Here is a 13,040-nt window from a genome sequence, read left to right as displayed (position 1 = left end):
AGCCGTCGCTCCCCTCTTGGAACGACGGTTTGTCTTTTATTTTTGCACTTTTTCTAGAAATGCTAACATATGCTTAATATATTCCTCTTCATACATCGCAAAACTTTTCACATGTTTGGCTTTGTCCGTGAGCCAAAGTGCAAACACTTCTGGATGTTTGTTGTACATCTTTACACTTTCTTCATATGGAATAGATAGATCGGCTTTGCTATGAATAAATAAAATCGGCCGTGGAGCAATTGCATCAACCGCTTTGATCGGCACCGACTCGGCTGGATCTAAATCAGTAATCATCGGAATAAGGGTAATGATTAAATACGTAAACGGAACATTCGGTAAATGCGTCCATACAGGCATATATGTGCGCAAATATCCTTCTAAATCGCTAAACGGGCTGTCAGCAATAACCGCTTTCACCTCTTTATCCATTCCTGCTGCTAAAATCGACGTTGCTGCTCCCATCGATACTCCATACAGAACAATCGGTTCGGCATAATGTTGTTTTGCATAATCAATGACACCAAGCAAATCATATTTTTCTTTTGCGCCAATCGTTGTCATGTCTCCTTCCGATTCGCCGCTTGCGCGAAAATCAAACATAATGACGCGATATCCTTCGTCTGTTAGTACTTTAGCAATTGGCAAAAACGGGACGTTTGGTTCGTAGCGATTGCCGCCATATCCATGCGAAAAAATAACGGTCATTTTCGCTTGTTTCTTTGGCTCAATCACCCACCCTTTCAGCTTTAGTCCGCCGTCTTTACTTGTAAATGTCACATCTTGATAAGCCATTTCATAAGCCTTCGGCGTTTCGACGACTGCTTTTCGCTCTTTATGTGTCAAATTCCAACCGACGTAAATGGAAATGGCGACACACGCAATCGCCGCAAGCAACAATACACCAATAAACGATGGTACAAGCCATTTTTTTGTCTTTCGTTGCCTTTCTACCTGTATTTGCATCGTCCTCACCTCTCTTTTTTCCATTATGTCGCGAACGAAAACAACAATGCACAAAAATGTATATCGATGTGATATAATAAACAAAATGTCTTTCAATGAAAGGAATGAGACTATTGGCTTTTACCCATACGTTTACGAAAGAAGAAGAAATCGTGCATGCGATTACTCATGGCATCGGTGCGGTGTTTAGTATCGCGGCGCTCGTTATTTTGACGGTCATGGCTGCGATGTACGGAAATGCATGGCACGTCGTTAGTTTCACGTTGTTTGGAAGCACGATGCTTATTTTGTATTTGTCATCAACGATTGTGCACGCGTTGCCGGAAGGGCGCTGGAAGCGATTGTTTGAGATTTTCGACCATTCGGCGATTTACTTTTTTATTGCAGGCACGTATACGCCGTTTCTGTTTTTAGCGGTGAGAGGAGCGATCGGTTGGACATTGTTTGGCATCGTCTGGGGGCTTGCACTCTTCGGTACCGTATTTAAATGCTTTTTCGTCGATCGGTTTTTATATACATCGACGATTATATATATCATCATGGGCTGGTTGATTGTATTTGCATGGAAACCGCTCGTTTCCAGCCTTTCGCCAAACGGTGTGTTATATTTAGTCATCGGCGGAATTTTGTACACAGTCGGCGCTGTTTTTTACGTATGGCGCGGCTTTAAATTTCATCATGCTGTCTGGCACTTGTTTGTATTAGGCGGGTCTGTGGCTCATTTTCTGGCTGTATTTGTTTTACTATAAGGCAAGGAACCGACTTGGTCCCTTGCCTTTTTATACTTCTACCTCTTTCGTTTCATTCATCACTAAATCAAAATGACGAACCGATAACATCTCGGCATCGAATAAATCGCATCCCCAAATATGCTGTAAGAAAAGGCGGGCGATAATTTGTTTTCGTTCGTTTTCTTCCGCTTCTTTTAACGCTATGACGCCCAAATACAAGTCGCAAAGGCGATTGGCGATTTAAGCAACGACGCGATCTCCTTGCTTGACCCCCAGTTTTTTCAGCACCGAAGCGACGGCTGCCGTTTGTTGTTTTAACTCTTTCCACGTCACTTCACGCACCGAAACGTGTTCGGAACGGAACAAAAGCGCTGGCTTCTCCTGCATGTTGCGAAAAATGTGTTCCACATAGTTTAGCCGTGCCCCTGGAAACCAGTTTGCCCGTGGCATTTTTCGTTCTTATAACACACTGGTATACGGTGCAGACGACTGAACGCTGCAATATTCCCACACCGTTTCCCAAAATTGCTCAAGATTCTCGACCGATCATTTCCATAACGCCGCATGCGAATCAAACGTAAGCCCTTTTTTTGCTTCTAGCCAATTCATATACTTTTTCACGCTTGATTGTTCGATTTGTTCTTTCGTTGGCGTCCATAAAATATCCCTATCCGTAGTCGCTTTCATTTTCTAGCCCCTTCTTCAAAAAGAAAGAAAATTAAGAACATTTACATTATACTATATGATTATCCGAAAAATATACAAAAAGACGCATCTGCTTTGTTGGCCATGCGTCTTTTTTATCCAAATACAATTTCTTGACGTTCGTCGTCCCATTTCATTTCAACGTGTTTTTTCTCTTCATAAAATGTATACGTCTTTTTACCAAATTGTACAACTGTTCCTTCCCATGCGTGTTCAATATAGATCGTCTCCCCTTTTGGAACAGCTAATACAGTCTTAATCCCGAGCGAAGAGCCAACTTCTTTAATTTTCATCCCTTTTTGCGCATACGCTTCACCACCGCGTAACACTCCGTGAACAGTCAATGTGCCTCCAGCATAAATGTTACAATTGTAACACCCTTTTCCCGTTACAACGACATCTCCACTTCCGTGAATGACGCTATTTAAAGCGTAAGAAAGCTCAATTGCATCGTTTTCTTCGCGGTCGTATTGCCCGATAAACGTATTTAGTTCTCGAAGCAAATTCGCCATGCCTGCTAAACAATGAAAATGATTCGGACGATCAGCGAGCAAGCAACCATCCAACTGTGAGCCAATATCGAACCATTGTTCACCAATTTGTTCGCGTTTTTGTTCGCACATCATTTTATACTTTTTCATTGCTTCCATCATCGTTTGAAACTTACTTTCAAGCAGCCTTTTCGTTAGCGGATAAATATCTTGTTCGCGAATTTTTGACATGACCATCAATTGTTGAATGGCAACAATCATTCGTTCAAGCGAGTGGCGAATTTGTTGTAATAAACTGATAAGCTGTGTAACGAGCATTTTATTTTCACCTGATGTGACTGTACCGCCAATGACGTTTTGTTGAATAAAAATAGATTGTTGCGCACGAATTTTTGCTCGATTGACATTTTGTAAAATCATAATACTACCAAGCGCTTCAACGACCATCTCGTCTTGAACATTGCCTGTAATTTCAACATCACCTTTAAAATGAATGTTTCCTACCGATAAATCGACATCACCTTGATGAACGAGCTTTGGAATAATGGAGACAACGACCGTTTTTCCTTTTTTTTGCTATTTGTGACCTTCCTCCTGTTGTTGCTAAAATGCGGTTTTCATCCATCGTTACACCTTTGCCTAGTTTAACCATGACTGGATGCACTTCGCGAACAGGAATCACTTCATTCGTCACCTTTAATCCCGGCTTTCCAGGCTGCGGGGGATGAACAATCGCGATTAAATCTCCTTCACCGACCGTTGCGATCGTTTCCATTTCACGATAATCAACCGTTCCATCTTCACGTACTTTCGGCTTCCTTTTCCCCTCTCCTACTTTTACTTCCACCCAACCGTCTGTTCCTTCAATTGGCTCAACTCCTTTTGCTATAGTCGTGCTTACTTTTTTCTCCGACTGCAACACTTCTCGAATCATGTCTTCGTTCACGCCGTAAACAATCCCTAACTCTTGCAGTTTCGCCATCACTTGCTCATATGACACATCATAAATGAGCTCATTCTCCATTTTTGCTTGTATATGTAATTTGTTAGATGGTTGCTGATCTTCAAGTACATATCGACGTCGCACCCCAGGCACAAACGTTAATGTTGCTTCTAACTTTCTATATACATGCACCTTAAAACCATGACTTCTGTATGAACACCTTTTTCATGGTTATACTGCTCCTAAATATTTCTATACAAAAGGAGCGGAATTGGCATGAAACGTTTGAAAATCACAAATGATCACGGTTGGACGCCTCGAACACTTCGGAAACAAGAACGGAAAATCAAAGATGCTTCCCTTCGCGTTCGGGTGACCGCTGTTCGTCTTGTCATGGAAGGTCATCTCGGTAAAGATGTGGCCAAAATGGTCAATCTATGCCGTCAATCCGTTGCCATCTACGTTGCACGGTTTAATCAAGGTGGGCTCGATCATCTACTCGATCGTCGGTTGCCGCCTGGTCGTGTGCCGTTTCTTACGGAAGAACAACAACAAGAAATTAGACAACTCGTGTTAACTACCACACCTGTGGATGCTGGCTGGGGCATCGCTTCATCATGGAACACGCGCATTTTACAATCTTACATCCAACAAACTTATGGCGTTTCGATGTCACGTGAAGGGATTCGTAAGTTGTTGCATCGTCTTCGTTTGTCATGGACACGTCCGACGTATAAGCTCGTCAAAGGAGACGCTAAGCGTCAAGCTGCCTTTCAAAAAGAACTTGAATTTATAAAAAAAAACTAATTACCGAGAATGTCACGCTGTTTTATGTGGATGAGACACATGTTCGTGCTTATCAAGCGCTACGTACGACATGGGCAGAAGTAGGAAATCAAAAACAAGTGCCAAGCTACGGTCACCATGCCCACGTTTCTATTTTTGGCGCCGTCGATGTTCAACAAGGCGATGTGGTTTTCCATCGTGCTTCATCTGCCAATGCCGAAACGTTCCTTGACTTTTTGCGCCGATTGAAAGAGAAATATGCCGATCAATTCCTCGTGCTTGTGTTAGACAATGCGCGTATTCATCATGCCAAGATGGTACAAGCCTTTCTTGATGGCGAGGAAGGTACTGCTTTTCATTTCATCTTTTTGCCGCCGTATTCTCCACAGTTGAACCCGATTGAACGGTTATGGAAGTGGTTGAAAGATGAAGTGATTGCCAATGTTTTTCACAAGGATCAAAATGACATTGCCCAGTCCATTACTCGCTTTGAACAGTACGTTCTACAACACCCGGATGAGGTGTTGCGCCGCATCGGGTGTACTGCGTGAACCAGAGGTTAAAATTTTAAATTGGATGTATATAGCATCTACATCAACTCTCCAAACGGATTGTGCAATGCTTTCTTCTTTTGGGCAAATGCGAACGTCGTCGCCTTCTTGTAACGTCACCTTTCCTTCGATCGCTTTCCCGTTATGCAAACAAATGACTCCCTCGCCAATAATGATCGTCGGGCCTACGTCCAAACATTCGTAACAAAAATCTCCGTCTTGTATCCACGCTTTTCCTTCTTTCTGCTGAACAGTTTGCTTTGTTTGATGCTTCTTCGTTAGTCGAACAACAGCTGGTTGCGAAACGATACCAAACAGCTTTTTACGCTCTTGTTGAACGATTTCAACGACGACATCTTCACGCGTCGCTTGAAGTTGTTTTAGCCCTTCTGCAATCGCTTCTTCTAGCGTGTTTCCTTTTACCTCGATGCAATCCATTTTTCCCCCGCCTTTTTCCCTTATCATTTTCCATTATTTTTATTATAACTGTAGATGAGCAAATTTACTAACATAAATTTACAACCAAACAAAAAAGAAGACATGAACCCGATTCCTTGGTTAGAATAGATGTGCCAACAAACCATTCACAAGGAGGTTCATGTCTCATGAATAGATTAGCACATCACCAAGGAATCCACAAGTTTTTGACGATGTTGGGGTTGGCCCTTTATTTCTCGAAACCTGTCATGAAGCATCTCGTTCATATCGTGGATGCGATGATTACAAAGGGCTTTTCGGGAACGCTGACCGATCTACATCATGGGAGTTTTCATCCGAACCATCGCACGACACTGAGCCATTTTTTCACGAAAAGCCCATGGGAGGAAGAGACGCTGCTTCGCAAACTCCAACAGTGGGTGCTTCATCGTGTCGAACGCAGCTCGAAACGAGAGAATCAACCCATTTTTGTTTCGATCGATGATACGATTTGCCAAAAAACGAAGCCCTCGTCACGGGCAACACACGCCATTCAAGGGTGTGATTGGCACTATTCTCACGCAGAGAAAAAGTCGATCTGGGGACATTCTCTCGTTTGGCTCATGGTTCATACGATGACCCAAGCGTTTCCTTTTGCCTTTCGCCTCTACGACAAGACGGTGGGGAAAAGCAAAGGGGAACTCGCGATCGAGATGCTTTCTTCGTTGGATGTGAGTCGACCCGTTTATGTGCTCATGGACTCTTGGTATCCATCGAAAACCCTCGTGGGAGCCTGCTTAAAAAAAGGGTTCCACGTCATCGCGATGCTGAAGACGAATCGGATTCTCTATCCAAAAGGGACGGCCATTCAAGCAAAGGAATTTGCCAAATCTATGGAGCCACGGGATACCCGCCTCGTCACGGTGGGAAAAGAGCGTTATCGGGTGTATCGCTACGAAGGCGCTCTGAACGGTCTCAAGGATGCCGTGGTGCTGCTCGCATGGAAAGCCGATCAGCCGATGACGCCGAAACATCTTCATTGCGTCTTGAGCACCGATCGCGAGCTAAGCGATGAAGAGATCTTGCGCTACTATGCTGCACGTTGGTCGATCGAATGTTTTTTCCGTCAAGCGAAAGACCAGCTGAAACTCGATGGATACCGCGTTCGCGGGCGTCGGGCGGTGAAACGGTATTGGATCTTGGTGCAACTTGCGTATGTGTACAGCATGTTCGAGTCTAACAGTGATTTTTCGGATGGGCTCGATCTCCTGCGCAAGAGAAAAGGACATAGCCTCGTGGAGTTCATTTATCGTGCAGCAAAACAAAATATTCCCATTGATACCGTGAAAAAACAGCTCCACGTGGCATAAGGGGTACCCTGTTTGTCTCTTTTCAAATGGTAATTATTGTAACGAAAATTGCTCAACTACAGTTATAATAGTAAAAAAGATAAAAAGAAATAGTGAAAAAAGTCGGACTGTATAATGAATTTCGTAATAAAAGGATGGGTGATATGAAAAAGCGAGCTACATTTAGCGCAATACTTTCCATTAGTTTATTGCTAAGTGGATGTGCACAAAAAGAAAATGATCATGCTGAGGAACATCAAACAAATGATATACGCGAAGAAACGGCTTCCATTCATCGTTTGCCGTCTTTTTTAGCCAAACATAACGAATCCATGGCTCATTTGTACGAACAGGCTGCAAATCATCAAACGTTGTTAGAAAACATCCCCTGTTATTGCGGCTGTGGTGAATCGGTTGATCACAAAAATAATTATGATTGTTTTGTATATGACAACAAAAGCGACGGTGCCATCGTCTGGGATGACCATGCGACAAAGTGCGGAGTTTGTTTAGAAATCGCAGCCATTTCAATCGAGCAATATGAAAAAGGTATGTCTGTGAAAGACATTCGCCGTCTTATTGATGAAACATATAAAGAAGGCTATGCTAAACCGACACCGACAAAGCCGATGTAAAAAACCGAGCATTTCGCTCGGTTTTTTATTTTTTCGTTAATTGCCATGCCCGCTTGAGATCTTTCCATGAAGATGCTTGATTATACATGAGCACGCCGCCACGATACACTTTTGAACCAAATACGAATAAAAAGGCAATTGTTCCGACGAGCAAACCGATGCTAAGGACAATTTCCCAAGTTGAAACGTTCAACATGCCAATACGTAAAAACATAATCATCGGGGTAAAAAACGGGACAAACGACATTGCTGTAATAAATGGTGACTCCGGTGCATTTAAACCAAACATCGCCATGATAAACGCTGCGACAACGAGCATCGTCACAGGACCAGCCATTTGTTGTACTTCTTCGACGCGGCTGACAATCGAGCCAAGTACCGCAAATAACATCGCATACAACAAATAACCGAGCAAGAAAAAGATAATGCCGTACGTAATTAAAGAAAGCGGGAGTTCATTCATACCAAGCAACTGACGCAATATATCGCTTTGTTTCATCGAGACATAGCCAACTGAAAAAATAAACATAAACTGCGTCAAACTTAACAAAGCAACTCCTAAAATTTTTCCGAACAATTGTTGAACAGGTGAGATACTTGAAATTAAAATTTCCATAATACGTGATGATTTTTCCGTTGCTACTTCCATCATAATCATACTTCCGTACATTAACACGAACATATACATCGCAAACAATAGCACATATACGATCGCTCTTGCTTGATTTAATTGTTCTTCTGTTTTTGCATGTTCTTCAAGCGCTACTTTTTCTATGGCAATTGGAGCATATAATGCGTTTATTTGTTCATACGTTAATCCAATTTGTTTTGCCATCATCGCAATTTTAACTTGTTGCAACGCTTGCTCAATGCCATGAATGACATCACTATCTGCAATATTTTTTGCATAATATGTCACTTTCGGCTGCGCATTTTGTACGTCAAGCACGATATACGCATACCATTGATCCGTTTGAACATATATTTTCGCTTGTTCTTCACTTCCATCATGGCGAACAAGACTTATTTCTTTATTCGATTGCAATTGCGATTGCAATGCTTCGTACCACCCATTTGTTTCATCAATAACACCAATTGTTTTTTGAGCATTATCGCTAAACGCTTCAATGATACGATCTAACTGACTAATACCAAATACAATAAAAGCAGTAATGATCGTTGAAATGAAAAAAGACTTTGATTTTAATTTCGTTACGTACGTGTGAAGAAAAACGATCCAAAACTTATTGTTCATACGCTGCACCTACTTTCTCGATAAAAATGTCATTGAGCGATGGTTCTTCTAGCGAAAACGTACGAATAAATCCTTTTGCATAAATATGTTCAAGAATGCGCTGGGATACACTTTCATCTGCTATTTGTAAGCGAACTCCTTCAACCGTTTTCTCCATTTTTAATACACCAGGAACGTTTGTTAATGTTTCAAACGGAAGTTCTCCGTGAATAATGACATTTTTCTTGCCGAAAGATTGCTTAATTTCTTTAATTGATCCATGAACAATAGGTCTTCCTTTATGCATAATGCATATATGTTCACATAATTGTTCAACATGTTCCATCCGATGACTTGAAAAGACAATCGTTGTTCCTTGTTGTTGTAAATCTATTACTGCCTTTTTCAACATTTCAACATTTACCGGATCTAATCCGCTGAATGGTTCATCTAAAATCAGCAATTGCGGACGATGTAACACCGCAGCGATAAATTGAATTTTTTGTTGATTACCTTTCGATAACTGTTCTACTTTTTGATTTTCATATTGCGGGATTTTAAAACGCTCCAGCCAATTGTGCATTTCTTTCACAATTTCTTCTTTATGTAATCCTCGCAATCTCCCTAAATAAATAAGCTGTTCTTTTACTTTTAACTTTGGATACAATCCTCTTTCTTCCGGCAAATATCCGATGAGATGACTATGTTTATACGTAATATGCTCACCGTTCCATGTAATCTCTCCTTTCGTTGGCTCAAGCAATCCTAAGATCATTCGAAATGTTGTCGTTTTTCCTGCTCCGTTCGCCCCCAGAAATCCAAATATACCCTTTTCCGGAATAGACAACGTCACATCATCTACTGCTGTAAACGAGCCAAACTGTTTTGTTACATGTTGCAACACTAATCCCATGTTTTCCACTCCTCGTATAGTATGTTTAGAAAGATTTTTAAATCGAATTTCCAGTTGGATATGCTCCTTGACAATCGCATATGTGTAAGTGATTTGCCCACGGAGGAGGGGCGCGCCCCTCCCCCGTGGATGGCACTACATCGGGGTTGGACTTTTCGCGATGTTCTTGGATAATGGTCTTAGGATCATCGGGGACACTCTTCTCTCTCCTGTAGCTTTGACTACTTAGAAAGTCTGTCTCCCCGGCTCCTGTTCGGACTTCTAACCCGCAGGCTGTTCCCGTTGGTTTCCCATGCTGGAAGGAGCAGCTTCCAGGCAGCCCATGGCCCAACGTGAGTTCTCATATGCGAGGGTGACTGGTCAACAGGCGCGGTCCGGGGGCATCCCGAAGAGTCCCAACCCCACGATCCTACTACGATTGGAGGTGATCTCATGAAACTCTACGTCGGGATTGACGTGAGCTCAACGGACTTATACACGTGTATCATGGATCAAGAAGGAAACACGTGCGCCCAATTCAAGGTGGACAATCATCTCCTTGGCGCGACCTTCCTTCGCGATCAAATCCTCCTGTGGGCCAACAAGCTCCAACCATCCGAAATTCTCATCGGGATGGAAGCCACTTCGGTCTACAGCTGGCATCCAGCGATGTTTTTCCACCAACAGGAGGAGCTGAAGTCTTGGAATGTCAAGGTGTTTACCATCAATCCAAAGCTCATTCGCAAATTTAAAGAAGCGTACACTGACTTGGATAAAACGGACGGCATCGATGCGTGGATCATCGCCGATCGGCTTCGCTTTGGCCGTTTGAAAGTGACAGCTGTCATGCAAGAACAGTTTATCGCCCTTCAACGGCTCACGCGCATGCGCTATCATCTCGTCCATCAGCTGACTCGGGAAAAGCAGTACTTCCTCCAACACTTGTTTTACAAGTGCAGTTCCTTTACCCAAGAGGTGGACAGCTCCGTGTTCGGACATGCCATCTTAGAGCTTCTTCTCGAGTCGTTTAGCTTAGACGAAATCAGTCAGATGGACGTGCAACAGCTCGCTGACTTCTTGCGCCAAAAAGGACGCAATCGCTTTGCCGATCCGGAATGCATCGCCAAGTCCATTCAAAAGGCGGCTCGTTCGTCGTATCGGCTTTCCAAATGTGTCGAGGATTCCATCGACTTGCTTTTAGGGCTATCGATTCAATCCATCCGTAGCCTTCAAGCGCAAATTAAAGAGCTAGATAAAGCGATTACTCGCCATTTGGAAGGCATCCCAAATACGTTACAAACGATTCCCGGCATTGGTCCGGTCTACGCCGCTGGCATCTTAGCCGAAATTGGACAAATCGAGCGCTTTGACAACCAAGCCGCCTTAGCAAAGTATGCAGGTTTGACTTGGTCTAAGCACCAGTCCGGTCGGTTCCAAGCCGAGGAGACTTCCCTCATTCGTTCCGGCAATCGCTATCTCCGTTACTACCTAGTGGAGGCTGCCAACTCGGTACAACGGCATGATGCGTCGTTTCGCACCTATTACCGGAAGAAGTATGAGGAAGTACCAAAGCACCAACACAAACGAGCCCTCGTCCTCACCGCTCGAAAACTCGTGCGTGTGATCGATGCGCTGCTACGCAACGGTCAAATCTACACGCCAAGAAAGGGGGAAGATCGATAGGGGTATCGATCTAACTGATTTTGCATTAAAACCCAGTTAATGACATAAGACAAGACTGGGCTTCTTAAGTATTGCCTTTTTTCGGGTCATCGGACAATCGAATTTCCAATTTCGATGATTTTTCACCTTGACATATTACCGCAGGACTTTCTCCTTTATTCCATTATAACGTATAAATACAGGTAAAAGTCTCATACATTTACTTTTTTACGTTCAAAAAATCCGTTGACATCTTTGTTTTTTTGTTTCATAATTCTGAAAAAAGGTATATATGGAACGAGGTACGGGACGAGTAAACCGATGGAATGTGACAGAGAATGGAACCCATAGGCTGGAAGGTTCCTCACGGAAAGTCGGTTGAACCTACCCTATACGGCCGCTTATGCAAACATAAGCCGTTCCCCCGACGTTACAGGGCACGAGGTGGGCGCATTGCGCCAAAAAAGGTGGTACCGCGGAAAAAATGCTTTTCCGTCCTTTTCTGTAAGGGCGAAAAAGCGTTTTTTATTTTGTGGAAAGGGGTGAAATGGTGAGAAAAAAGCGAATCGTCGTCAAAATTGGCAGTAGCTCATTAACCGAAAAAAACGGGACGCTTTCGGAACAAAAACTACGTGAACATGTTGAAGCACTTGCGTATATGAAACAACTTGGGCACGATATCATTCTCATTTCTTCCGGAGCGGTCGCCGCTGGGTTTGGGTTGCTTGGGTATCGTTCGCGTCCGAAAACGATTGCGGGAAAACAAGCAGCCGCGGCTGTCGGGCAAGGAATGCTGATGCAAAGCTACATTTCCGCCTTTCGTTCGTTTGATATCGTTGCCGGACAATTGTTGTTAACACGCGCAGATTTTTACGATCGCGAGCGGTTTCGTAACTTATTTGCGACAATTTCTACATTGTTAGAACGTGGCGTTCTTCCAATTATTAATGAAAACGACTCAATTTCAGTGGAAGAGTTGACGTTCGGAGATAACGATTTATTGTCCGCGCTTGTAGCCGGTTTTTTGCATGCGGATGCCTTGATCATTTTAACGGACATTAACGGCCTATATGACCAACACCCAAGCCGCCCGGAAGCAAAAAAATATCATTTTCTGTCTGAAATTACTGACGAACTGTTGGAACAAGCTGGAGGTAGCGGATCAGCGGTTGGAACGGGGGGAATGAAATCGAAGCTGCTTGCCGCACAAAAAGCTCTTTCTTTTGGTGTCAGCGTCTTTATCGGGACAGGAACAGGAAAAGAAAAAATCAAACATATTTTAGAAGGAAAAGGCGACGGGACGTATATCGGCTCTCCTTTTCAAGAACAGATGCAAATGCGCAAACAATGGATTGCATACCATTCCGAAGTCACCGGAGCAATCGAAATCGATGAAGGAGCAGAAACAGCCATTTTGCATAAAGGAAAAAGTTTATTACCTGCTGGGGTGACCAATGTGTTCGGTTCGTTCCAAGCGCTCGATGTCGTCAACGTCGTCAATCAAAAAGGCGACGTGATCGCTAGAGGGCAAGTATATTATGCTGCGGATGACTTACAAAAGGTAAAAGGAATGGCAAGTGAACACGCAAAACAATACTCTTTCCATCACCGCCCAGAAGTCATTCATCGCGATCATTTAGTTTGCTTAAAAAGGACGCCTGTCCACTAAAAACGAAAGGAG

At 43.3% G+C, this 13,040-nt stretch carries 14 protein-coding genes and 1 pseudogene; 7 read left to right on the top strand and 8 right to left on the bottom strand.

All coding sequences use genetic code 11. From position 1 onward, the window contains the following. Positions 1-36: 36 nt before the first annotated feature. Positions 37-963 (bottom strand): alpha/beta hydrolase, encoded by a 927-nt coding sequence (locus NSS60_RS07035; protein WP_004890157.1) that lies wholly within the window; start codon positions 961-963, stop codon positions 37-39. A 95-nt stretch (positions 964-1,058) separates the two neighbouring features. Between NSS60_RS07035 and trhA the strand changes: the two genes are divergently transcribed. Then, entirely contained in the window at positions 1,059-1,712 is a 654-nt protein-coding gene (gene trhA, locus NSS60_RS07030; protein WP_035018625.1) for a PAQR family membrane homeostasis protein TrhA, read from the top strand. A 30-nt stretch (positions 1,713-1,742) separates the two neighbouring features. On the opposite strand, the gene NSS60_RS07025 is transcribed toward trhA, so the two are convergent. The 4 genes and pseudogenes from NSS60_RS07025 to NSS60_RS07010 all read right to left on the bottom strand — a co-directional run bounded on the left by NSS60_RS07025 (position 1,743) and on the right by NSS60_RS07010 (position 4,025). Next, complete coding sequence (locus tag NSS60_RS07025; protein ID WP_230456181.1) at positions 1,743-1,907, bottom strand: hypothetical protein; 165 nt, start codon at positions 1,905-1,907, stop codon at positions 1,743-1,745. Positions 1,908-1,937: 30 nt separating this feature from the next. Continuing rightward, a pseudogene (locus tag NSS60_RS07020) lies at positions 1,938-2,381 on the bottom strand (acetyl-coenzyme A synthetase N-terminal domain-containing protein); the annotation flags it as partial. Positions 2,382-2,494: 113 nt separating this feature from the next. Next, positions 2,495-3,385 (bottom strand): FapA family protein, encoded by an 891-nt coding sequence (locus tag NSS60_RS07015; RefSeq protein WP_340720955.1) that lies wholly within the window; start codon positions 3,383-3,385, stop codon positions 2,495-2,497. A 22-nt stretch (positions 3,386-3,407) separates the two neighbouring features. Continuing rightward, complete coding sequence (locus NSS60_RS07010) at positions 3,408-4,025, bottom strand: flagellar assembly protein A (RefSeq protein ID WP_340720760.1); 618 nt, start codon at positions 4,023-4,025, stop codon at positions 3,408-3,410. Positions 4,026-4,109: 84 nt separating this feature from the next. On the opposite strand from NSS60_RS07010, the gene NSS60_RS07005 reads away from it, so the two are divergent. Beyond that, entirely contained in the window at positions 4,110-4,640 is a 531-nt protein-coding gene (locus NSS60_RS07005; protein WP_004890151.1) for a helix-turn-helix domain-containing protein, read from the top strand. A gap of 26 nt (positions 4,641-4,666) precedes the next feature. Further along, positions 4,667-5,170 (top strand): IS630 family transposase, encoded by a 504-nt coding sequence (locus NSS60_RS07000; protein WP_088223292.1) that lies wholly within the window; start codon positions 4,667-4,669, stop codon positions 5,168-5,170. Here NSS60_RS07000 and NSS60_RS06995 read toward each other — a convergent pair. Further along, on the bottom strand, positions 5,123-5,608 hold the full coding sequence (locus tag NSS60_RS06995) for a Jag N-terminal domain-containing protein (protein WP_232467198.1): 486 nt from the start codon (positions 5,606-5,608) through the stop codon (positions 5,123-5,125). The genes NSS60_RS07000 and NSS60_RS06995 overlap by 48 nt on opposite strands. Positions 5,609-5,775: 167 nt before the next feature. Here NSS60_RS06995 and NSS60_RS06990 point away from each other — a divergent pair, with 167 nt between their 5' ends. Next, complete coding sequence (locus NSS60_RS06990; protein ID WP_088223189.1) at positions 5,776-6,957, top strand: IS701 family transposase; 1,182 nt, start codon at positions 5,776-5,778, stop codon at positions 6,955-6,957. A 143-nt stretch (positions 6,958-7,100) separates the two neighbouring features. Further along, positions 7,101-7,571: a PCYCGC motif-containing (lipo)protein gene (locus NSS60_RS06985; RefSeq protein WP_004890144.1), complete on the top strand. Its 471-nt coding sequence runs from the start codon at positions 7,101-7,103 to the stop codon at positions 7,569-7,571. Between the two features lie 25 nt (positions 7,572-7,596). Here the strand turns inward: NSS60_RS06985 and NSS60_RS06980 are convergent, their stop codons facing one another. Together NSS60_RS06980 and NSS60_RS06975 are read right to left on the bottom strand one after the other, a co-directional pair. After that, entirely contained in the window at positions 7,597-8,826 is a 1,230-nt protein-coding gene (locus tag NSS60_RS06980) for an ABC transporter permease (RefSeq protein WP_004890142.1), read from the bottom strand. Continuing rightward, a complete protein-coding gene (locus NSS60_RS06975) occupies positions 8,816-9,718 on the bottom strand; it encodes an ABC transporter ATP-binding protein (RefSeq protein WP_004890140.1) in 903 nt (300 codons plus the stop codon). The genes NSS60_RS06980 and NSS60_RS06975 overlap by 11 nt, the downstream gene beginning before the upstream one ends. A gap of 432 nt (positions 9,719-10,150) precedes the next feature. On the opposite strand from NSS60_RS06975, the gene NSS60_RS06970 reads away from it, so the two are divergent. Both NSS60_RS06970 and proB read left to right on the top strand, forming a co-directional pair. After that, a complete protein-coding gene (locus NSS60_RS06970; protein ID WP_064214420.1) occupies positions 10,151-11,380 on the top strand; it encodes an IS110 family transposase in 1,230 nt (409 codons plus the stop codon). A gap of 526 nt (positions 11,381-11,906) precedes the next feature. Next, a complete protein-coding gene (gene proB / locus NSS60_RS06965) occupies positions 11,907-13,028 on the top strand; it encodes a glutamate 5-kinase (RefSeq protein WP_004890135.1) in 1,122 nt (373 codons plus the stop codon). Positions 13,029-13,040 lie beyond the last annotated feature (12 nt).

The organism is Anoxybacillus sp. FSL W8-0382 (assembly GCF_038003845.1).
GTDB classification, from domain to species: domain Bacteria; phylum Bacillota; class Bacilli; order Bacillales; family Anoxybacillaceae; genus Anoxybacillus; species Anoxybacillus flavithermus_G.
The sequence above is the reverse complement of the archived record's forward strand: the minus strand, read 5'-3'. Positions and strand labels throughout refer to the sequence as shown.